The sequence below is a fragment of the Streptomyces sp. NPDC043853 genome, assembly GCF_056436025.1.
The window spans coordinates 859,079-879,797 of record NZ_JBWKDJ010000001.1 but is presented as its reverse complement, the minus strand read 5'-3'; the positions used below and the strand labels follow the sequence as shown (position 1 = coordinate 879,797).

The 20,719-nt window shown below is 74.6% G+C and carries 17 protein-coding genes and 1 tRNA gene; 9 read left to right on the top strand and 9 right to left on the bottom strand.

What is annotated here, in order from left to right; genetic code table 11:
* Nucleotides 1–31 precede the first annotated feature (31 nt).
* The 5 genes from AC067U_RS03765 to AC067U_RS03745 all read right to left on the bottom strand — a co-directional run bounded on the left by AC067U_RS03765 (nt 32) and on the right by AC067U_RS03745 (nt 8,007).
* A complete protein-coding gene (locus AC067U_RS03765) occupies nt 32–2,404 on the bottom strand; it encodes a lantibiotic dehydratase (RefSeq protein WP_478827959.1) in 2,373 nt (790 codons plus the stop codon).
* Nucleotides 2,405–2,418: 14 nt separating this feature from the next.
* The gene (locus AC067U_RS03760; protein WP_478827958.1) at nt 2,419–2,661 is read right to left on the bottom strand and encodes an acyl carrier protein; all 243 of its coding nucleotides are present in this window, start codon (nt 2,659–2,661) and stop codon (nt 2,419–2,421) included.
* Nucleotides 2,658–3,791 carry a threonine ammonia-lyase gene (locus AC067U_RS03755; protein WP_478827957.1) on the bottom strand — a complete coding sequence of 378 codons (1,134 nt, stop codon included), beginning with the start codon at nt 3,789–3,791 and terminating at the stop codon, nt 2,658–2,660. Before AC067U_RS03755 ends, AC067U_RS03760 begins: the two co-directional genes overlap by 4 nt.
* A gap of 263 nt (nt 3,792–4,054) precedes the next feature.
* Nucleotides 4,055–5,563 carry an amino acid adenylation domain-containing protein gene (locus AC067U_RS03750; RefSeq protein ID WP_478827956.1) on the bottom strand — a complete coding sequence of 503 codons (1,509 nt, stop codon included), beginning with the start codon at nt 5,561–5,563 and terminating at the stop codon, nt 4,055–4,057.
* Nucleotides 5,563–8,007 (bottom strand): lantibiotic dehydratase, encoded by a 2,445-nt coding sequence (locus AC067U_RS03745; RefSeq protein ID WP_478827955.1) that lies wholly within the window; start codon nt 8,005–8,007, stop codon nt 5,563–5,565. Before AC067U_RS03745 ends, AC067U_RS03750 begins: the two co-directional genes overlap by 1 nt.
* Before the next feature lie 178 nt (nt 8,008–8,185).
* Between AC067U_RS03745 and AC067U_RS03740 the strand changes: the two genes are divergently transcribed.
* The 8 genes from AC067U_RS03740 to AC067U_RS03705 all read left to right on the top strand — a co-directional run bounded on the left by AC067U_RS03740 (nt 8,186) and on the right by AC067U_RS03705 (nt 16,343).
* The gene (locus AC067U_RS03740) at nt 8,186–8,401 is read left to right on the top strand and encodes an MbtH family protein (RefSeq protein ID WP_478827954.1); all 216 of its coding nucleotides are present in this window, start codon (nt 8,186–8,188) and stop codon (nt 8,399–8,401) included.
* Between the two features lie 270 nt (nt 8,402–8,671).
* The gene (locus tag AC067U_RS03735) at nt 8,672–9,304 is read left to right on the top strand and encodes an RNA polymerase sigma factor (protein ID WP_478828281.1); all 633 of its coding nucleotides are present in this window, start codon (nt 8,672–8,674) and stop codon (nt 9,302–9,304) included.
* On the top strand, nt 9,301–9,654 hold the full coding sequence (locus tag AC067U_RS03730) for a hypothetical protein (protein ID WP_478827953.1): 354 nt from the start codon (nt 9,301–9,303) through the stop codon (nt 9,652–9,654). The genes AC067U_RS03735 and AC067U_RS03730 overlap by 4 nt, the downstream gene beginning before the upstream one ends.
* 115 nt (nt 9,655–9,769) lie before the next feature.
* Nucleotides 9,770–11,044 carry a VWA domain-containing protein gene (locus AC067U_RS03725; protein WP_478827952.1) on the top strand — a complete coding sequence of 425 codons (1,275 nt, stop codon included), beginning with the start codon at nt 9,770–9,772 and terminating at the stop codon, nt 11,042–11,044.
* The gene (locus tag AC067U_RS03720) at nt 11,044–11,841 is read left to right on the top strand and encodes a hypothetical protein (protein WP_478827951.1); all 798 of its coding nucleotides are present in this window, start codon (nt 11,044–11,046) and stop codon (nt 11,839–11,841) included. Before AC067U_RS03725 ends, AC067U_RS03720 begins: the two co-directional genes overlap by 1 nt.
* 359 nt (nt 11,842–12,200) lie before the next feature.
* On the top strand, nt 12,201–14,261 hold the full coding sequence (locus AC067U_RS03715) for a phosphocholine-specific phospholipase C (RefSeq protein WP_478827950.1): 2,061 nt from the start codon (nt 12,201–12,203) through the stop codon (nt 14,259–14,261).
* A 200-nt stretch (nt 14,262–14,461) separates the two neighbouring features.
* The gene (locus AC067U_RS03710) at nt 14,462–15,217 is read left to right on the top strand and encodes an alpha/beta fold hydrolase (protein WP_478827949.1); all 756 of its coding nucleotides are present in this window, start codon (nt 14,462–14,464) and stop codon (nt 15,215–15,217) included.
* 169 nt (nt 15,218–15,386) lie between these two features.
* Entirely contained in the window at nt 15,387–16,343 is a 957-nt protein-coding gene (locus tag AC067U_RS03705) for a class I SAM-dependent methyltransferase (RefSeq protein ID WP_478827948.1), read from the top strand.
* Between the two features lie 44 nt (nt 16,344–16,387).
* Here AC067U_RS03705 and AC067U_RS03700 read toward each other — a convergent pair whose 3' ends face one another.
* The 4 genes from AC067U_RS03700 to AC067U_RS03685 all read right to left on the bottom strand — a co-directional run bounded on the left by AC067U_RS03700 (nt 16,388) and on the right by AC067U_RS03685 (nt 19,537).
* Complete coding sequence (locus AC067U_RS03700; protein ID WP_478827947.1) at nt 16,388–17,503, bottom strand: alpha/beta hydrolase; 1,116 nt, start codon at nt 17,501–17,503, stop codon at nt 16,388–16,390.
* Nucleotides 17,504–17,658: 155 nt separating this feature from the next.
* Nucleotides 17,659–17,731 (bottom strand) — tRNA-His (locus tag AC067U_RS03695).
* A gap of 85 nt (nt 17,732–17,816) precedes the next feature.
* Nucleotides 17,817–18,602, bottom strand: a complete 786-nt coding sequence (locus AC067U_RS03690; protein ID WP_478827946.1) for a CTP synthase C-terminal region-related (seleno)protein — start codon at nt 18,600–18,602, stop codon at nt 17,817–17,819.
* A 68-nt stretch (nt 18,603–18,670) separates the two neighbouring features.
* The gene (locus AC067U_RS03685; protein WP_478827945.1) at nt 18,671–19,537 is read right to left on the bottom strand and encodes a LysR family transcriptional regulator; all 867 of its coding nucleotides are present in this window, start codon (nt 19,535–19,537) and stop codon (nt 18,671–18,673) included.
* A 114-nt stretch (nt 19,538–19,651) separates the two neighbouring features.
* Here AC067U_RS03685 and AC067U_RS03680 point away from each other — a divergent pair, with 114 nt between their 5' ends.
* Nucleotides 19,652–20,386, top strand: coding sequence for a DUF998 domain-containing protein (locus AC067U_RS03680; RefSeq protein WP_478827944.1), 735 nt, complete (start codon nt 19,652–19,654; stop codon nt 20,384–20,386).
* The last annotated feature ends 333 nt before the right edge of the window (nt 20,387–20,719 follow it).

Here is a 20,719-nt window from a genome sequence, read left to right as displayed (position 1 = left end):
GTGCCCCCGACGCCGTCCTCGCGCAGACCTCCTACCGCGCGTCGTCCACCGCCACGAACCGCAGCTCGGAGGTGTAGCCCTCGCCCTGGTCGTCGGTCAGCCAGACCTCCTCCGGGGAGGGCAGCATCTCGGTGATCACGGCCCGTCCGTCCGGGTCCTTGCGGGCCAGCCGGCGCAGCGCCTTGGCGAGGATGTTGACGTAGACCGGGCTGTCGAAGTCCACGTAGAACGGGCGGGTCTCGGTGGGCAGGACGACGAACACGAAGCGGGGCAGGCCGTGCCGCTCGCGCCACCGCCGGGCCCGTACGAACCGCCTCGCCTCGTCCTTCTCCTCGGCGAAGCCGGCATCGGTGGCACCGGTGCCACCGGAGGCGCCGGCGACGGGGAGCCGCCAGGTCTCCCGGGCCACGACCAGGCGGTCCACGGTGACCCGGGGGGAGTGGCCGGCGTCGTCGGGCAGCAGCTGGAAGAGGTCCATCGCGAGCGTGGTGAGCACGTGCGAGAACACGTCCACGGCGGCGAACCCGGTGCCGTCGGGCAGTACGACGCGCAGCTCGCCGTCCCGTTCGGTGACGGTCACGTCGGCGCTGAGGTGGGTGCGCGGCCGGGCCGGGTCGGCGGTGAAGTCGACCAGGGCCACGTAGTGGTCCTCGGGCCGCACCAGGGTGTGCCTGATCCGGGCGGAGAGCCGGGAGCGGTGCTCCTTGGGCAGCAGCGGCAGCAGCCGGGGGCCGGGGTGGTCCCGGTCGGTGAGCCGGTGCAGTTCGGCGGGGTCCGGGTGCTGGTTGACGAACAGGGAGGCGCCGAGGGTGTTGGCCGCCACGTGGAGTTCGCCCAGGACCAGTTCGAAGTCCCCGCGGGCCACCGCGTCCGCACCGGACGCGGCGATCATGATGTCGGGGCTGAGGTAGCGCGCCGCCGTCCAGCCGGCCCTCACCGCTCCTTCCGCGCGCTCCGCTCCCTCCGGCCCCGCCGGGCCGCCGAACGCCTCGGCCACCGGCCCCGCGATGTCCCGGAGCGACAGCCGGACCCGCCGTTCGCCGGGCGCCGGGGACACGATCCCGTCCCACCGGGCCCGGAACTCACGCTGGAGCGCCGCCGCGTCCGTCCGGGCCGCCCCGTGCAGGATCGGCATGCACGCGAACCAGAACGCCGCCAGGTCCACCGGGCCCTGCTCCGCCAGCCCCGCGTACACCTCCTTCGCCCGGGCCATCACCGACCCGGCGAGCCGGGCCGTCAGCCAGCCCGCGCTGTCCAGCAGGGGAGCGAGCGGGGCGAGCGCCTCCCGCACCGCAGGGCCCAGGGTGGCGGTTGCCGCACGGCGGCAGTCGGAGTACACCAGGGCCCGGCACGGCGCGGTGCCGGCCGACTTCTCGCGGACCGCGGCCGTCTCCGTCAGTTCGGTGAACTGCCGCTCCAGTGCGCCTAGTTCCTCGACCAGCCGGTCCGCGTCCGCGGCCTGTGAAGCGGCCCGGACCCGGTCCCGGCCGGCCTCCAGCACGTCCAGCGCGGCCAGCCCGCGCCGACGCGGCTCCGGATCGCCCACCCGCTCAAGCCAGGCCCGCAGGTGGCGCTCGGGCCGGGCGTCCGCGGGGACCTCCAGCCTCCGCACGACCCAGCGGCGGGCCACCAGGGCCTCCAGCGCGGATTCCACGTCCACGTCCGGCAGCGCGGCCCGGATCTCCCGGACCGGCCGCACCCCGTCGCACAGCGCCAGTACGGCGGCCTCCCCGGCCGTCGCCTCGACGGGCGGGCGGCCCGGCACGGACACCCGGCGCCCGTCGGCCCGTACGAAGGGCACCCGGCGCGGGGCGATCCAGTCGCGGGCCGCCGGGTCGGCGTCGACCAGCGCGGCCAGCGCGTCCACCGCCCAGCTGGCGAAGTACACCTCGGTGGCGGCGGTCAGGCCGGTGCCGGGCTCCACCGCCACCCCGTCCGCGGCGCCGTCCCGGGCGCCGAGGTCCCAGCGGCCCCAGCCGACCGGGCCGAAGAACCCGATGGTGTCGTTCTTGACGCAGAACCGCTGCCAGTAGTGGGCGACGAGCTCCTCGCGCTGTCGCGGCATGCTGGTGCGGCCGGCGGCGCTCGGCGTCCAGTTGAGGAACGGAGTGATCCCGGAGGCCAGCACCGGGCGGTTCTGCCAGGCCACCGCCTCCCGGAAGGCGGGCGTCCGGGCGATGTCCTGGAGGACGTGCGCGGTCTCCACCGAGGCCTCGGCGAACAGGCCGGCGAAGTCCCGCCAGCCGTCCCCGTCGAGCGGCTCCTGCGCCCCGAACTTGTCGGCGGCCGGAGCCAGTCCGTCCGGGGCCAGCCGCAGTACTCCGCGGGCCGGGAAACCGGGGCCGCGCAGCGCGAACTGCTCCCAGAGCCGCCAGCGTCCGCCGGGAAGGTACACGTCGGTCATGGCCTGCCCGCCCCTCACACCCGGACGAGATCGGACTCGACGACCGCTGCCAGGTCGGCCGGCGTGGGGTATGCGAAGACCAGCGCGACCGGGACCTCCGTGCCGAGGGCCTCCTCCAGCCGGGCGGTGATCCGGAACGCGGTCAGCGAGTCGCCGCCCCACTCGTAGAAATCGCTGCTCTCGTCCAGGCCGGGCTCCCCGAAGGTCTCCCGGTAGGCGTCGGTCACCAGCGCGGTCAGGTCCTGGGTCGTGGTCATGAGAGGTCCTCCTGTGCGGTCGGGTGGTTGTCGGTGGTGCGGTCGTCGTGCGCGATGCGGATGTGGCCGCGGTCGCCGCGCTTGCGGTGCTCGCCGTGGACTCCGCGCTCGTCGTGCGCGCCGTGATTGCCGTGCTCGCCGTGCGGGTCGTACGGGTCGTGCCCGTCTTGTCCGCCGGCCGCGGCGGCCAGGGCCGCGGCGGTGTTGCCGCCGGAGACGACGGCGACGGCCCGCCCGGCGTCCCGGCCCGCGCGCAGCGCCCCGGCCAGGGCCACGGCCCCGCTGGGCTCGGCGGCCACCCCGCGGCGGCGCAACAGCGCGGCCGCCGCCAGGATCTCGGCGTCGGACACCGCGAGCAGGTCGTCGACCCGGTCGCGGACGATCGGATAGGTCACCACGCCCGGGGACTGCGCCCGCAGCCCGTCGGCGACGGTGTCGCTCGGCGCCAGCCGCACCGGCCGGCCGGCGGCCAGCGAACGCGCGTACCGGGGAGTCGCCGCGGGCTCCACGCCCACCACCCGCACGGGGTGCTCCCGGGCGGCCAGGCACACCCCGGCCAGCAGGCCGCCGCCGCCGACCGGTACGTACAGGGTCCGTACGTCGGGCACTTCGGCGAGGATCTCGCGGCCGACGGTGCCCTGCCCCGCGACCACCAGCTCGTGGTCGGAGGACGGCACCAGCAGCGCCCCGGTCTCCTTGGCCAGTTCCGCCGCACGGGCGTCCCGGTCGGCGACCCCGCCGGGCACGGTCACCGTACGGGCGCCCAGGGCGCGGATCGCCGCGGCCTTGACCGGGCTGGCCCCGGCCGCCAGCACCACCGTCACCTCGACTCCGAGGGGCCGGGCCAGCCGGGCCAGGGCGAGCCCGTGGTTCCCGGAAGAGCCGGCGACGATCGCGTCGGCGCCGAGCGCGAGCACCGCGTTCGCGGCGCCGCGCAGCTTGAACGAGCCCCCGTACTGGAGGTGTTCGGCCTTCAGCAACAGGCCCCAGCCGGACCGGCGCCGGCCGGGTGCGGGCAGCCCCGGCAGCAGCGGGGTGCGCCGCACGTGCCCGGCGATCCGCGCCGCGGCCTCGGCCACGGCCTCGGCCGGCACGGCGAGGGACGGCGGCCCCGGGGGTCCCGGCGGCACCGCGGACACCCGCGGGGTGTCCGGGCCGGACCGCGGCGCGGGCACCCGCGGAGCCCTCTGTGCCGGAGGCTGCGCGCGCCCGGGGGCGGGCGCGTACGGGGCCGCCGCGGACGCCGGTGCGGGCCGCCGCCCGGGCGCCGACACCGGGGACGCCATGGGGGACGACACCGGGGGCGGCACCGGGGCCGGGGCGGGAGCCGGCGCGGGGGCCGGCGTGGCCGTCGGCGCGGACCGCGGCAAGGGCAGGACTGAGCCGGTGCGGTTCATCGGCGGCCTCCGCTTTCGCTCAGGGCACGGCGGTCCGCCTTGCCGCTGCGGGTGGTGGGCAGCCGGTCCAGCCGCTCGAACCGGCGGGGCATCAGGTGCGGGGGCAAGGTGGCGCCCAGGTGGGCGCGGAGGGCCGCGTCCGGGGTGTCCGCCAGGTCACCGGTCACATGGGCGACCAGGAACACCCGGCCCTGTCCGTCCGTGCCGGGCGTGACCACCGCCCCCGTCACCCCGGGGTGCGCCAGCAGCGCGCCCTCGACCTCCGCCGGGTCCACCCGGTGGCCGCGGATCTTCACCTGCCGGTCGCCGCGGCCCAGGTACTCCAGGCCGCCGTCGCCCGGGACCCGGCGGGCCAGGTCCCCGGTCCGGTACATGCGTGCCCCCGGCGGTCCCCACGGGTCCGGCACGAAGCACTCCGCGGTCCGGGCCGGCCGCCCCCGGTAGCCGCGGGCCACGCCGGCCCCGCCGATGTACACCTCCCCGGTCTCACCTTCCGGCACCGGGGCGAGGGCCGCGTCCAGCAGCCGTACGGCGACCCCGTCGATCGGCGTGCCGACCAGGTCGGCGCGGGTGTCGGGGTCGGCCGGGACGGCGTACCGGGTGGAGGTCATCGTGCACTCGGTCGGCCCGTACTGGTTCACCAGATCGCCCCTGAGCACAGACCTCCCTCCGGCCGCCAGGAACGGCCGCAGCGACTCCCCGCTGGACACCACCAGACGTAACCCGGCCAGCAGGCCGGCCGCGCCGGGCTGCCCGGCCAGGAAGGACAGGAAGGACGGGGTCACGCTGAGCAGCGCGTTCACCCCGTGCTTCCGCACGGTCGCCCCGAACTCCTCGGCCCGCAGCAGCGCCGAGCGCGGTACGAGCACCAGCCGGCCGCCCGCGAGCAGCGGGGCGAAGGTGTCCCGGACGGAGGCGTCGTAGCCGGCCGGGGCGAGCTGCAGGGTCACCGTGCCGGGCCCCAGCCCGTACGCGCGGGCCACGAACCGCAGGTAGTTGTCCAGGCCGCGGTGCTCCACCAGGACGGCGCCGGGTTCTCCCGTGCTGCCCGAGGTGTGGCTGACGTACGCCAGCGCCCGACCGTCCGGCGGGCCGTCCGGACCCGGGCCCGGCGGTACCGCGCCGGGCCGGTCCAGCAGGACCGGCTCCCCGGGCACCAGCGGGCCGAAGCGTGCGGCGCCGGCCGAGGTGGTCAGCAGCAGGTCCGCGCCGCCGCTGCGGACCAGCGCCGCGAGCCGGGCCGGCGGCTGCTCCACGTCCAGGCCCAGGAAGGCGGCGCCGCAGCGCACCACGGCGGCCATGGCGACCACGGCGTCCACGCCGCGTTCCACCGCCACCGCGCACACCGTCTCGGGGCGGGCGCCGCGGGCGTGCAGCAGCCGGGCGAGGGACTCGATCCGGGCGGCCAGGGCGCCGTAGCCGACCTCGCCGTCCGGGGTGGTGACCGCGATGCGGTCGGGGCTGAGCCGGGCGTGCCCGGCGATGTCGTCGACGAAGGTGCGCATCACGCCTCCCGCGGCGGCTCTGCGGGCGGCTGCGGCAGCGGCTGCGGCTGTCCGGCGGCACCGGAATCCGTCCCGGGCCGTTCGACCGCCGTCTGGTCCACGGCCACGAAGCGCAGCTCGGAGGTGTACGTCCGGCCCTCGTCGTCGGTCAGCCAGGCCTGCTCCGGGGTCGGCAGCATCTCGCTGACCTTCAGCCGGGCCCCGGGGTCCTTGCGGGCCAGCCGGCGGGCCGCCTTGGCGAGGATGGTCACGTACACCGGGCTGTCGAAGTCCACGTAGAAGGGCCGTGGTTCGGTCGGCGAGACCACGAACACGAACCGAGGCAGGTCGCGTTCGCGCTGCCACTGGCGGGCCCGGACGAAGCGCTTCGCCTCCGACTTCTCCTCCGCGAAGGCGAGTTCGGACACCGGCAGGGACCAGGTCTCCCGGGCCACCACCATCTTGTCGATGCTGATCCGCGGGGTGTGCTCGCCCTCGGGCCGGAGCGAGAACTTGTCCATGACCCGCTGGGTGAGGGTGTTGGCGTACACGTCGAGCACGTCGAAGACGGCACCGTCGGGCAGCACCGCGACCAGCCTCCCGTCCCGGTCCTCCACCGCCACGTCCGCGCCGAGCACCGTGCGCGGCCGGTGCGGGTCGCCGGTGTCGTCGATGACGGCGACGTAGTAGTCCTCGGGCCGGTCCAGCGACGGCCTGCTCCGCGTGGACCAGCGCAGCGGCAGCTCCTTCGGCAGCTGCGGGAACAGCCGGGGGCCGGGGAAGTCGCGGCCGGTCTCGGCGAGCAGCTCCTCGCGGTCGGGGTGCTGGTGGACGAAGAGGGAGGCGCCCATCGTGTTGAGCGCGCAGTGCATCTCGCCGAGGACCAGCTCGAACTCCCCGCGGGCCACGGCGGCCTCGTCCTCGGCGACCACCAGCACGTCCGGGCTGAAGTAGCGGGCCAGCGACCAGCCGGCGCCCGGCTCGTCGAACTCCTCGCGGACCCGCTCCGCGATGTCCGCGGAGGACAGCCGGACACTGCGGGCACCCTCGGGCACCTCCAGGATCCGGGCCCACTTCGCGCGGAGTCCGGCGTGGGCCTCGTCGATGATCCGGCCGGCCTGCGGGTGCGGGGACGGCAGCGTCGCCATCCACAGCTGCCCCAGATCGACCCGGCCGCCCGGGCCGGCCGCCGCGCGCAGCCGCTCGTGGGCCTCGCCGATGAGGGCGCCGATGGCCTCGGCGACCCGGTTGGTCATCCAGCGTGCCGCCGTCAGGCACAGGGCGAGCGGGGTCAGCTCGTCGAGCAGGCCGGTGCCGAGGGTCGCGGTCGCGGCCCGCCGGGCGTCGGAGTAGACCAGACCGCGGCACGGGGCGGTCCGGGATCCCTTGGAACGCTGGGCGTCGGTCGAGGTCAGTGCGGCGAAGTCGGCCTCCAGCGCGCCTATCGCGGCGGTGAGGGCCTCGGCGTCGAGCCCGGCGTCCTGCACCGCGTCCCGCCCGCGCTCCAGGACGGCGAGTTTCGCCAGCGCCGGCTCCCGGACCTCCGGGTCGCCGATCCGGCCCAGGATGGCGCGCAGCTCCCGGTCCGGGTGGGTGCCCGAGGGCACGTCCAGCCGCCAGTACGCCCACCGCCTGGCCACCAGGGCCTCCACGGCCGCGGTGGCCGCATCCGCCGTGAGGCCGGTGGCGGCGGCGATCCCGGCCACCGTCCGCTTGCCGTCGCACCGTTCGAGCACGGACCTGAGCAGCGGGTCGATGTCCTGCGGCGGCCGTCCCGGCATGGTCACCCGGGCGCCGCCCTCCCCGCCGGCGGCACCGCCGTCGGCATCGATGCGTACGAAGGACACCCGGCGGGGCGGTATCCAGGCACGCACCGCCGGATCCGCGCCCAGTGTCCTGGCCAGCGCGTCGATCGCCCAACTGGCGAAGTACACGCGGGAGTCGGCGAGAAAACCGGAACCCGGGTGCACGGCGACGTCCCGGGTGCCGAGGTCCCAGCGGCCCCAGCCGACCGGGCCGAAGAACCCGATGGTGTCGTTCTTGACGCAGAACCGCTGCCAGTAGTGGGCGACGAGCTCCTCGCGCTGCCGCGGCATGCTGGTGCGGGAATCGGCGGTCGGCGTCCAGTTGAGGAACGGTGCGATGCCGGTGCGCAGTACGGCCGGGTTCTGCCAGGCCACGGCCGCGCGGAAGCGGGGCGAGGCGGCGATCTCCTGGAGGAGGCGTGCCGTGTCCACGGCACCGGAGTCGAAGGACCGCGCGAAGTCCTCCCATTCCGGTCCGGCGAGGGTGTCCCCGGGGCCGAACTTGTCGGCGGCGAGGGCCAGCCCCGGCGGGGCCGTGCGCAGCACTCCGCCGGCCGGGAATCCGGGTCCGCGCAGGGCGAAGTGCTCCCACAGGCGCCACCCCCCGGTGGGCAGATGCACGTTCTCGGGGCGGTCCGGGCTGTCCGGGTTCTCCGGCATGACGCCTCCTTCCAGGCTGGCTGCCCAGAACCCTGCCGGGGCGGGCACGGGCCGGACAGGGAAGGAGCGGCAGCATCCTCCGCCGGTCCTGCTGCGCGTTTGTCTCTGTGGCCGGCCGGTCCCGGCGGGGCACGCTGGCCCCGACCACGACAGCGGGCGAGTGCGGGAGGACGGACAGATGACTCACGGCGACGGCGACGAGGCCGGTTACCGGGTCGTGCGCAACGACGAGGAGCAGTACTCGATCTGGCGGGCGGACCGGGAGCTGCCGGCCGGCTGGCACGCCGAGGGCACGGCCGGCACCCGCCAGGAGTGCCTGGACCACATCGGCCGGGTGTGGACGGACATGCGGCCGCTCGGGCTGCGCCGGCGGATGGCGGACTCGGCGGTCTGACCGGCCGCGGCACGCGCCGCACGGACGCACGGGGTGGGCGGGGTCGATCGGGACCCCGCCCACCCCTGCGCCGTTTTTTCGAAAGAACTCCGGCCGCAGGTGAATCCTCCGGGTGCCTCCCCGTCTCTTATGTGTGTACCGGCCGCTGGGGCCGGTACGAACCGGGAGGAGAACACCCATGACGGTCGCCCTCGTCGTGATCGGAGTACTGGCCGTGTGCGCGTGCAGTTGGCACCTGCTGCGCCGCTACAAGGCCCGAAGCTGATCACCATGACCCCACGCCTTCACTGGCCCGAAGAGCGGCTGATCAGAGCTGCTCAGGACGGCGACCTCGGTTCTCTCACCACCGTCGTCATGGAATCCCAGCCGCATGTGCGCAAGTTCGCCCTGTCGCTGTGCGCTTCGCCGCAGGACGCGGAGGACGCCGCGCAGGAGGCGCTGATCATCCTCTACCGGAAGATCGGCACCCTGCGGGCGAGCGGCGCGCTCGCCTCGTGGATGTTCAGGATCGTGCGCAACGAATGCCTCCGGCAGGTACGTCTGCTCGTCGCGCGGGGGGACGGGCAGCCGGCCGGGCCGGAGACGTCCGCGGAACCGTCCGCCGAGGAAGCGGTGCTGCACAGGCTGGAGGTGGAGCGGATCGCGGCCGCGGTCGGCGCCCTTCCCCGTGACCAGCGGCAGGTCCTGATCATGCGGGACATCCAGGGCCTGCCCGGCGGGACCGTCGCCCGTTCGCTCGGCCTGAGCACCGCCGCGATGAAATCGCGGCTGCACCGGGCGCGCGCGGCACTGCGTCACTCCCTGGCCGCGACCGGCCGGGCGCCCGATCGAGCCGCCGGCCGTGCGGCTGGTCAACCCGGTCAATCCATCGACCCGCCAGTGGGAGGAGACCCGCGACCGTGAACCCCCTCAGCACCCTGGACACCGTCAAGCCCGCGCAGGGCGTGGCGGACCGGGCCGCCGCACGGTCCGCGGCGCCCGCGCCGGACTTCGCCAGCACGTCCGTCCCGCGCCATCTGGCGCGCGGTGCCATCGGCTTCGGGCTGGTCATCGGCGCGGTCGCGATGGTGCCGGTGGTCGGCCCGGCCACCCTGCTGGCCGCCCCGCTGGCCCTGATCGCCTTCCGCGGCTGCCCCACCTGCTGGATGGTCGGCCTGGCCCAGACGATCTCCCGCGGCCGCCTGGAACGCCAGTGCGCGGACGGCGTCTGCACCCTCACCCGTGCACACCCGGAGGCGAAGGCCGCACCGTAGCCGGAGCGGTGGCGGGCGCGGGCCCGCCACACGCCCCGCTCGCCCCCGGCTCGCCCTCCGCTCACCCCTCGGGCAGTTTTTGGACCGGTGGGACGATCCTCAATACGATCCGGCGATGATCACAAGACAACGGCTGGCGGCAGGAGTGTGCGGACTGCTCGCCGCACTGGCCGTCGGACTTCCCCCCACCCCCGCCGCGGCCGACGCCCCGGCGGCGAAGGAACCCCCCAAGGTCGAACTGGTCCTCGACGTCAGCGGCTCGATGCGCGCCACCGACATCGACGGCAAGTCCCGCATGGCGGCCGCGAAGCAGGCTTTCAACGAGGTCATCGACGCCGTCCCGGACGAGGTCCGGCTCGGCATCCGCACCCTGGGCGCCGACTATCCGGGCCCGGACCGGCAGCAGGGCTGCAAGGACACCCGGCAGCTCTACCCCGTCGGCACCCTGAACCGCACCGAGGCCAAGACGGCGGTGGCCACCCTCGCCCCCACCGGCTGGACGCCGATCGGTCCGGCCCTGCTCGGCGCGGCCCAGGACCTGGAAGGCGGCGACGCGACCCGCCGGATCGTGCTCATCACCGACGGCGAGGACACCTGTGCCCCGCTCGACCCGTGCGTGGTGGCCCGCGAGATCGCGGCCAAGGGCATACACCTGGTCATCGACACCCTCGGCCTGGTCCCGGACGAGAAGACCCGCCGGCAGCTGGTCTGCATCGCCGAGGCGACCGGCGGCACGTACACCTCCGTACGGCACACCGACGAACTCTCCGGCCGGGTCAGACAACTCGTCGACCGCGCCGCCGACCCCGTCGTCACCCCCGTCGCCACCCAGGGCGGACGCCAGTGCCAGGGCGCCCCGCAGCTGAAGCCCGGCCTCTACAGCGACCGGGAGACCTTCGGCGAGCACCGCTGGTACCGGGTGGACGTCAAGCCCGGCCAGGAACTGCGCGCCTCCGTCAGCGTCGCGGCCGACCGGGCCGTCAACAACGACTACGGCGTGCTGATCCGCGCGACCACCGCGCACGGACGGGAGATCGTCCGCGGCTCGGAGGCCGGCGACGGGCGCACCGACGTGATCTCCTCGGGCCTGCGCTACCCCAAGGGCGAGGTGGACGACGATGACGAGGCCGCCGGCTCCGCCACGGAGACCGTGTGCCTCCAGGTCAGCAACTCCTTCTCGGCGCCCGCCGGGGTCAAGACCGACCCGGGCATGCCGCTGGAGCTGACCCTCGACCTGGTCGACGGTCCCGGCGACGCGTCCGACGCGGCCTCCTTCGGGCTGGGCCGCGGCTGGTGGCTGCTCGGCGTCCTGGTGCTGACCGGGCTGCTCGTCGGCCTCGTGTGGGGCTGGCTGTCGCGCTGGCGCGTTTCCGTCTGGAGGACCAACTGATGCGGGCCGTACGCACACTGACCGCCGGCCTGCTGGCCGGGACCGCGCTGCTCGCCGGCGCGGGCACGGGCCTGGCCGCGACCCCGTCGCCCGGCGGGCCGAAGGACGGCGGCAAGGACGGGTCGAAGGACTCCTCCGCCGCCGCCGCCCCGACCGAGGCGGGCACCGGCTTCCGGACGGCGGCCGCGTTCCGGCCCGGCCAGCGGGCCACCGCCTCGGCCTCCACCGGCGACTACCTGTACTGGGTGGTCCCGCTGGACGCCGGCCAGCGGGCCACCGTCAAGGCCACCGTCACCCTGCCCGAGGCGGCCTCCCGGCACGGCTCCTCGACCTGGCGGCTCGACGTGTACGACGGACTGCGCCGCCGCCAGCCCTGCACGTACGGTGCGCAGACCGCGGCGGCCGCCAGGGAGGCCGCCTCGGTGGAGGTGTCCTGCACCCTGCGCACCGTACGGACGGGAGCCGAGGCCTGGTCGAACGACCCGCTCCCGGGCAGCTACTACGTGCGGCTGACGGTCACCGGCGGCCCGCAGGAGGACCTGGGCCTGCCCGTGCAGGCGGCCGTCGAGGCTTCCGTTCGGGACATGGGCGGCGCGTACGCCGTGGACGGCGCCCTCGGGGCGCCGCTGGTCCTGGGCACGGCACCGTCCTCGGGCTCGCTCCGTGAGCCCGAGGACGGCTGGTCGGGCGGCTGGTGGTCGGACCGCTGGCTCTGGACGGCGGCGGGCGGCGTACTGGCCGCGGCCGCCGGCGTCTTCGGCTACTCCCTCACCCGGGGATCGGGCCGCCGCGCCTGACCCGGCCGGGTCGTCACGGCCGGGGCCGCCCGGGGGAAGGAGCCCCCGGGCGGCCCCGGTCCGTTCGGACCGTCCGGCGCACGCACGCCCCCCGGCGCGCGTGCGTCGGAACGGCCGGCCACGCCGCCGGCCGCGCCTACCTGGCCAACCTCGACAACAACCCGTTCCACCGGAGCTGGTGGAACGCCCGCCCGGAGCTCCACGCCCGCCTCGGTTGACAGCTCTTCGGGCCCGCCATGCCGGTCGTTCGCCGGTTGTACGACGGGCCGTCATGCACGTGCCGCCGGGCCGTCCCGATGGGGCGCTGTTCTGTACGCGCCCCTCGTACGCCGCCCCCTCACCCCAGAGGTTCGTCACCCATGGCTGAAGTCAATCGCCGCCGGTTCCTGCAGATGGCAGGCGGTACCGCCGCCTTCGCGATGCTCTCGGAGAGCATCGCCCGGGCCGCCGCCATCCCGGCACAGGGCACCACCGGGACCATCCAGGACATCGAGCACATCGTCGTCCTGATGCAGGAGAACCGTTCCTTCGATCACTACTTCGGCACCATGAAGGGGGTCCGGGGCTTCGGCGACCCGCGCCCGGTGCTCCTCGACAACGGGAAGTCCGTCTTCCACCAGTCCAACGGGACCAAGGACGTCCTGCCCTTCCACCCGGACGCCGAGGACCTCGGCATGCAGTTCCTCGAGGGCCTGAACCACGACTGGGCGGGCGGCCACTCCGCGTACAACAACGGCAAGTACGACAAGTGGGTGCCCGCGAAGACCGCGAACACCATGGCGTACATGACCCGGAACGACATGCCGTTCCACTTCGCCCTCGCCGACGCCTTCACCGTGTGCGACGCGTACCACTGCAGCTTCATCGGGGCCACCGACCCCAACCGCTACTACATGTGGACCGGCTACACCGGCAACGACGGCGTCGGCGGCGGCCCGGTCCTCGGCAACCAGGAGCTCGGCTACGGCTGGAAGACGTACCCCGAGCGGCTCGAGGCCGCCGGGGTCTCCTGGAAGATCTACCAGGACATCGGCGACGGCCTGGACGCGGCCGGCCACTGGGGCTGGATCAACGACGCCTTCCGCGGCAACTACGGCGACAACTCCCTGCTCTACTTCAACTCCTTCCGCAACGCCCAGCCCGGCAGCCCGCTGTACGAGAAGGCCCGCACGGGGACCAACGCCAAGGCCGGCGAGGGCCTGTTCGACAAGCTCCGCGCCGACGTCACGGCCGGCACCCTGCCGCAGATCTCCTGGATCGCCGCGCCCGAGGCGTTCAGCGAGCACTCCAACTGGCCTGTGAACTTCGGCGCCTGGTACATCTCCCAGGTCCTCGACGCCCTCACTGCCAACCCGGCCGTATGGGCGAAGACCGCCTTCTTCATCACCTACGACGAGAACGACGGCTTCTTCGACCACGTCGTCCCGCCGTACCCGCCGGCCTCGGCCGCCTGGGGCCTGTCCACCGCCGACGTCACCACCGAGCTGTACAAGGGCGGCGGCGGGTACGCGGCCGGCCCCTACGGCCTCGGCCCGCGCGTCCCGATGATCGTCGTCTCCCCCTGGAGCAAGGGCGGCTACGTCTGCTCGGAGACCTTCGACCACACGTCGGTCATCCGGTTCATGGAGAAGCGCTTCGGCGTCGCAGAGCCCAACATCTCGCCCTGGCGCCGCGCCATCTGCGGCGACCTGACCTCCGCCTTCGACTTCACCACCAGCGACGCCGCCCCGGCCCCGCTGCCCTCCACCGACGCCTACCTGCCGCCGGACCACAACCGCCACCCCGACTACGTCCCCACCCCGCCGGCCACCGGCACCCTGCCCGCCCAGGAAGCCGGCTCCAAGCCGTCCCGCGCCCTCGGCTACGCCCCGTACGTGGACGGCGCCCGCACCACCTCCACGGGCAAGTTCACCCTCACCTTCTCCTCCGGGCCCACCCTCGGCGCCCACTTCCACATCACCTCGGGCAACCGGACCGACGGCCCCTGGCCCTACACGGTCGAGAAGGGCAAGACCCTGTCGGACACCTGGAGCACCTACAGCTCCACCGGCAACCAGATCAACCTCACGGTCTGGGGTCCCAACGGCTTCCTGCGCACCTTCCGCGGCCCGGCGAAGAAGGCCGGCCCGGAGGTCACCGCCCGCCACAACGGCACCACCGGCAACCTCGACCTCACCCTGCGGAACGGCGGCACCGCCGCGGTGAACCTGACCGTCACCAACGCCTACGGCGGCGCCTCCCAGACCATCCGGGTCGCGGCCGGTGCCACCACCACCCACACGGTGGACCTCCGCACCACCGCCCGCTGGTACGACGTCAAGGTCGTATCCGACCTCGACACCACCTTCCTCCGCCGCTTCGCCGGCCACGTGGAAACGGGTGCCCCGAGTGTCTCCGACCCGGCCATCAGGACCGTCTGACCCGGCCTCTTCCGGGTGAACCCACCCGCTCTCACGCCCGCGGGGCCAACGCTTGCGTCAGCCCCGCGGGCGTGGCTCCGGGCCTGACCGGCAAGCGCGGCCCGTCTGTGCGGGTGGGGGCCATCGGTGGTGTGAGGCGGGTTCCGTTGGGCAGGACGTACGGCGTCGGTTCCACCGCACGCGCCCCGCGAGGAGAACGCATGCCCATCGCCCACCGCCGGATCGGCTCCGGCCCCGTCCGCGTCATCGTGCTCCACGACTGGTTCGGGACCTCCGCCAACTGGGGTTCCGCACTCGACTACTTCGACACGGACGCGTTCAGCTACGCCTTCCTCGACTACCGGGGCTACGGCGACCGCCGCGAGGTCCCCGGCCGCCACGACGTCCCCGAGATCGCCGACGACGTCCTCACGCTCGCCGACGAGCTCGGCTGGGACACGTTCTCGCTGATCGGTCACTCCATGGGAGGCAAGGCCGTCCAGCAGGTCCTCGTCCGCGCCCCGGAGCGGGTCGAGAAACTGATCGGCCTCACCCCGGTCCCGGCCGCCCCGTACGAGATGGACCCGGCGACGCTCGCGCTCTTCCAGGGCGCGGCCGGATCCCCCGGCAACCGTCGCATCCTCATCGACATGGTCACCGGCAACCGGGCGAGCGGCCACTGGCTCGACCGGATGGTCGCCCACTCGGTCGGAATCTCCGACGAGGACGCCTTCGCGAGCTACCTGGAGAGCTGGCGCACCCTCGACCTCACCGACGAGATCAAGGGCAACCCGGTCCCGGTGCTCGTCCTCGTCGGCGAGTACGACGCCGCACTGACCGCCGAGGTCATGCACGCCACCTGGTCCGCCTGGTACCCCAACGCCCGCGTCCACACCCTCCCCGGCGCCGGCCACTACCCGCCGCAGGAGACCCCGGTCGCCTTCGTGACGGAGGTCGAGTCCTTCCTCCGCACCTGACCACCTGACCACCCGCCCGCCCCTCCACGGCCCCGCGGTGCCCGGACGGGCCGCCCCCGATCAGGCGGGTCGGGGGACCGGCCCGGTGTGGGAGACCGGGGACCGCCGCCCCGGGTGCTTACGTGGTGCGGATGTGACCGACGGGGAGGGGAAGGGCTGGTGGGTTTGCGTGGCGAGTGGAACGAAGACGGCCTACAGGAGCACGAGGGCGGCCTACAAGGGCACCTCCGCCCAGGCGATCGTGCACCAGTACGACTATCTGGGTGACTTCTACCAGCTGCTCCTCGGCGAGCGGCTGGTCTACTCCTACGGAATGTGGGAGGACGGCGACACCCTGGAGAAGGCCCAGCTGCGCAAGCTGGACCACCACGCCGAGGCGGCCGGCGCGACCGGTGCCGACCGGGTCCTGGACGTGGGCTGCGGCTACGGCAGCCTGCTCCAGCGGCTGGTGGAGGACCACGGCGTCAAGCACGCCGTGGGCCTGAACATGAGCCCGACCCAGACCGCCTGGGCCCGCGACCAGAACTGGCCGGGCTGCGAGGTCCGGGTCGAGAACTGGTTCGACCACAAGCCCGACGCCCCCTACGACGCGATCATCGCGATCGAGGCGGTGGAGCACTTCGCGGGCAACACCCTGTGGCGCTCCAGGCGGGTGGCCCGCTACCGCCAGTTCTTCGAGCGCAGCCACTCCTGGCTCCGCCCCGGCGGCCGGATGTCCATCCAGTCCAACGCCTGGGACGACCGCGGCTGGCTGCCCTCCCTCGTACTGCCGCCCGCCGGGCGCCGCCGCGCCGGAACGGCCGCCGTGTACGACGGCGCCCGCAACGTCTGGGAGGGCTGGCAGGCGTCCCGCAGGGTCTACCCCGAGACCTGCCTGCCCACCCTGTCCGAGCTGAACGAGGCCAGCAGCGGCCTGTTCCGGCTCGTCGCGACGCGGCGGGACCCGCAGGACGGAGTGGCCACCCTCACGGCCTGGACGCAGCGGGCCGAGGCCAACCGGCAGCGCGGTTCCGGCCTCATCGGGGCCCGGGCCGTCTCCGACGTCATCAGCGAGCAGCGGACCGCCCTCCGCTTCCTCAAGGAAGGACGCTTCACCCTGCTGCGTCTCGTCCTCGAACGGCTCTGAGCACCTCTCCCGGGGGCGGCACGCGCCCGCCCCCGGGCCGGTCCTCACCCCGTGCTCAGCCGGCCCACCAGCCACTCCAGGGCCGGCCGCACCTCGCGGTTCCACGTCTCGTAGTTGTGCCCGCCGCTCGGCAGGATGATCGAGGAGACCCGGGCCGGCGGGCGGACCGCATCGACGAAGGCCCGGGTCGCGGGGTACTGGTGCTCACCGCGCCGACTGCTCGCCACCAGCAGCGACACCGGCGGCTGCGGCAGGTTCCGCAGCCGCCACAGCAGGTCGTTCTCCCGGCGGTACCCCTCGTCGCCCCCGAACAGGTCACCCGTCGTGGAGTCCTGTGCCGCCTGGTACGAGGCCGAGAGCCCGGCCGCGGCCCGGTACGAATCCGGCGCCCGCAGGGCGAGTTTGAGGGCGCAGTAGCCGCCCACCGAATTGCCCATCACCCCCCACGCGCGCGGGTCCCGGCTCAGCCCGTAATGTCCGGCGACGGCTGCCCGCAGATCCTTCGCAAGAAACGTTTCCACCTGCGGTCCGCCCGGCACGTCCAGGCATTCGGTGTCCCGGGGCGCCGCCACGTTGGGCGTCAGCATCACCAGCACCGCCGGCCGCATCGCCCCCGACCGGACCCCGTCCAGGGCCACTTGGGGGTACTTGAACAGGTCGAGCAGCACACGGGTGGTGCTGGGGTAGCCGCTGAGGGCCACCACCACCGGGAAACGAGCCCGGGCGGACGGCGGCGCCGCCAGGTACTTCGGAGGGAGGTGGACGTACGCCCGCGCCGCGATCCCGCTGCCTGCCCCGCGCACCGTCACCGAGTCGATCCGCCCGATCTCCGCGGGATCCGATGAGCCCCCGTACCGCCAGGAGTGCGTGCCGTGCACGCGGACGCCGTCCGCGGTCGCGGGGCCCGGACCGGCGGCCCGGTCGTCCCGGGCGAGTGCCACGAGATCGCCCCAGGAGGCGTAGAAGCCGTACGAGGAGTTCACCGCCAGCAGCAGCGGCACGCCCATGGTCAGGGTGATCGCCAGCTGTAAGGCGATCCGGCCGAGCACCGGGCGCGGGCCGCGGCCCGCCAGCCGCGGCCAGCCCCGGACCGTGAGGGCGAACACCGCCAGGGCGAGGAGGGAGGCGGCGACGAGCGTCGCCCGCGCATCGATCGGCATCCGCTCAGCCGACCGGGCCGTCGGCCGCGCCGGCGCCCGGGACATTGCCGCTCATGGTGCTCATGACCTTGATCCTGCCAGGCCGGAAGTCTTGACGGCGTGGGGAAAAGCCCGTGGGGCGTACGAGGAAACCTCGTACGCCCCACGGAACGGAGGGTGAGTGACGGGACTCGAACCCGCGGCCACCTGGACCACAACCAGGTGCTCTACCAACTGAGCTACACCCACCACGAAGGGCGGCGAACCACCCGTTCGATGTGCACGCACAGCATAGCGGATCAGCGGGGGCGTCCCGCGCGGGGATATCGGCGGCTCAGACGGCGGCGGCGCGGGTGGCGGAGTGGGCCGCGGAACGGGCGACGGAATGCGCGACGGCGGCGGCCGCCAGCGCGCGGACCGCCGGATGCGGCCGGCTGCCGTCCCCGTAGAGCTCCGGCTGGAAGAGCGTGGCCAGGAAGAAGGGGTGCCCGGGCAGCTCGGCGATCCGCACCTGGCCGTCCTCGTCCCGCCCGGACAGCCGCAGGCCGTGCGCGGCCAGGACCTCCAGCTGCCGCGGGTCCGGCCCGTAGTTGCAGTGGTACCGCTCCATGGACCGCTCCGCCCCGAGCACGCCCTCGGCCAGCGAGCCCGGCTCGGCCCGGACCATGCCCTGGTGCCCGACCAGCGAGCAGGCGAGCGGCGCGATGAGCGGCTCCTCGGCCGACGGGTCGTTCTCGGCGTGCGCGGCACCGGCGAGCCCGCAGACGTCACGGGCGAACTCCAGCAGCGCGTGCTGGAACCCGCCGCAGGTCCCCAGGAAGGGGATGCCCCGCTCCCGGGCGGTCCGTACGGCGGCCAGCGCGCCGGCCTCACTGGCGTACGGGCTGCCCGGCAGCAGCCACACGGCGTCGAACCCGGCGAGCGACCCGGACCGGGCCTCGGCCTCGGCGTCGGCGGTGGGGATCCAGTAGGCGTCGAGGACCAGCTGCTCGCGGTCGGCGAGGGCCTCCAGCAGCAGCGGGATCCGGGTGTGGGAGGCGACGTGCGGGGACCGGTCGCCGACGAGGGCGATCCGGGCGGTGGTGCGTGGTGCGGTGGCGGCGGTCGTGTCGTTGTCCATGCAGAAGATCGTCATCCGCCTCCGCCCTTCACGTCCAACGATGATCTCTGCATCCTCCATAAGCACTGCTAATGGAGCAGGGAGGCGAGGGCGGCGGCGGCCCCGGCCGGCACCCCGGAGGACATCAGCTCCGTACGGTGCACCAGGCGTGGGGCGGACAGCGGTACGGCCACCCCGGCACCGGCCGCGGCCGAGGCCCCGGCCACCGCGCGCGGGAGCAGCACCAGCCCGTACCCGGCCGCGGCGAGCGCGCACACCGCACGGACGTCCGTACCGGTGCAGAGCAGCGCTGCGCGCGGCCGGTCCGATCCGACCGCGGCACGCACCGCGGCGACCGGCAGCCCGGCATCGGGCGCGTCCAGCCAGCGCGCGTCGGCGAGATCATCGAGCCGGACGGACGCCCGCCCGGCGAACGGATGGCCCGCGGGGAAAAGCACGGCGAGCTCCTCCTCCCCGACACCGGCCACGGTGAGCGGGGCCACGTCCGGCAGCCGCAGCGGGTCGCTGGGCGCGGCCAGGCCGTCGACCAGCCCCAGATCGCAGCCGCCGGTGGCCACGGCGGCGGGCACCGCCTCCGGAGCCATGACCTTCAGGGTCACGCCGGTCACGGGCAGCGCGCCGAGCAGCCGGGGCCCCACGGCGAGCGGAGAGGCGGCGACGGTGACCCGCTGCGGCGGCGCCCCTGCCAGCCTCAGCACATCGGCCCGCGCCGCGTCCAGCCGGAGCAGCAGCGGCCCGGCGTGCTCCAGCAGCCGCGCCCCGGCCGCGGTCGGCCCGACCGGCCGCCGGGTCAGCAACTCGGCCCGCAGGTCGCCCTCCAGCGCGGCGATGTGCTGCGACACGGCGGACTGCGTATAGCCGAGCTCCCGGGCGGCCGCGGAAAACGACCCCAGCCGGGCCACGGCGACGAACGTACGAAGCAGGTGCGGATCCATGGCCCCAGTCTCGCGGCCCCCGGTCGTCCCCTGATCCCGGTCAGGGCCGGGATCAGGGGAGCCTCGGGGTCGGTCCGGGTGCGCCGGCGTCCTCCGGGAGCCGAGCCTTAAGCAGTGAAGACTTCGAGATTCCCCAACTCCGGCCGCTTACTCGCCCCCGCGGTGTGGACCGCTGTCGCTCTGGCGATGGGCGCGGGCCTGTGGGCTCCCTCGGACACCGACCCCGACCTCAGCCCCTTCTCCCTGACCGTCAGCGACTTCGCAGCGCTGGACCGAGGAGGCCCGATCGAGACGACGATGGCCCTACTGGGTGCGGTCTCGCTGGCGTTGCTGGTGGTGGCGCGTGCCCGGCTGGCCATCGTGCGCGGCCTGCCGTCCGCCCTGCTGGCGGTGTGGGCCGTCGGGCTCGTGGTCGCTGCCGTGGTACCGACCGACCCGCTCGTCACGGAGCTGAGCGGGTCGGCGTACGTGCACCGCTACGCCTCCGTCGCCGCGTTCGTCGCGCTGCCGACCGCCGGACTCCTCCTGGCCCGGCGGCTCGACGCCGACCACCACGCCGACCACCACGCCGGGCGGACGGCCCGATGGCTGCGCGCACTGTCGTGGGCCGCGCTGGCCGGCGGCGTGGTGATGGCCTACTCGGCGGGCCCGGGCGACCGGGAGCTGATCGGCTTGGCGGAACGCCTGCTGCTCGCCTGCGAGGTGGCCCTGCTCGGCCTGCTCGGCCGGCACGTGCAGCAAGCCGGGCCGGCCATCCACCACGGGAACGTAAGGTCCCCCGCCCACGCCGTGACGGCGTCGCACACCGGGACACCGCCGCTGCCTGGTCACCCTCCGACCCGGGATTAGCCCGGCCCAGCGGGGCCCGGGAGGGGTTTGGGGCGAGGCCCCGGGGCCGGGGTCCGGGTCGGACCCCGGAGGGGCTGGGGCGAGCTCCGAGGGGGGCGGGGTTGGGGCCCGGAGGGTGTTCGGGGCGCAGCTCCGGAGGGGTTTGGGGCGGAGCTCCGAGGTCGGGTCCGGGTCGCAGTCTGGAGGGGGTTCGGGGCGGAGCCCGCGGGTTGGGGCGCGGCCCCGAGATCGGGTTGGGGGCGGAGCCCCGAAGGGGTCAGGGGCGGAGCCCCGAGAGCGGGGTCCGGGGCGGAGCCACGGTTTCGGGAAGGGGCGGGGTGGGGGAACAACCCC

Bases quoted from the DNA above. Each gene is read 5' to 3' on its own strand.
- AC067U_RS03685 (WP_478827945.1), bottom strand. From the start codon at position 19,537: ATGGATCCGCACCTGCTTCGTACGTTCGTCGCCGTGGCCCGGCTGGGG.
- AC067U_RS03745 (WP_478827955.1), bottom strand. From the start codon at position 8,007: ATGCCGGAGAACCCGGACAGCCCGGACCGCCCCGAGAACGTGCATCTG.
- AC067U_RS03700 (WP_478827947.1), bottom strand. From the start codon at position 17,503: ATGCCGATCGATGCGCGGGCGACGCTCGTCGCCGCCTCCCTCCTCGCC.
- AC067U_RS03735 (WP_478828281.1), top strand. From the start codon at position 8,672: ATGACCCCACGCCTTCACTGGCCCGAAGAGCGGCTGATCAGAGCTGCT.
- AC067U_RS03765 (WP_478827959.1), bottom strand. From the start codon at position 2,404: ATGACCGACGTGTACCTTCCCGGCGGACGCTGGCGGCTCTGGGAGCAG.
- AC067U_RS03750 (WP_478827956.1), bottom strand. From the start codon at position 5,563: ATGCGCACCTTCGTCGACGACATCGCCGGGCACGCCCGGCTCAGCCCC.
- AC067U_RS03725 (WP_478827952.1), top strand. From the start codon at position 9,770: ATGATCACAAGACAACGGCTGGCGGCAGGAGTGTGCGGACTGCTCGCC.
- AC067U_RS03690 (WP_478827946.1), bottom strand. From the start codon at position 18,602: ATGGACAACGACACGACCGCCGCCACCGCACCACGCACCACCGCCCGG.
- AC067U_RS03760 (WP_478827958.1), bottom strand. From the start codon at position 2,661: ATGACCACGACCCAGGACCTGACCGCGCTGGTGACCGACGCCTACCGG.
- AC067U_RS03715 (WP_478827950.1), top strand. From the start codon at position 12,201: ATGGCTGAAGTCAATCGCCGCCGGTTCCTGCAGATGGCAGGCGGTACC.
- AC067U_RS03710 (WP_478827949.1), top strand. From the start codon at position 14,462: ATGCCCATCGCCCACCGCCGGATCGGCTCCGGCCCCGTCCGCGTCATC.
- AC067U_RS03740 (WP_478827954.1), top strand. From the start codon at position 8,186: ATGACTCACGGCGACGGCGACGAGGCCGGTTACCGGGTCGTGCGCAAC.
- AC067U_RS03720 (WP_478827951.1), top strand. From the start codon at position 11,044: ATGCGGGCCGTACGCACACTGACCGCCGGCCTGCTGGCCGGGACCGCG.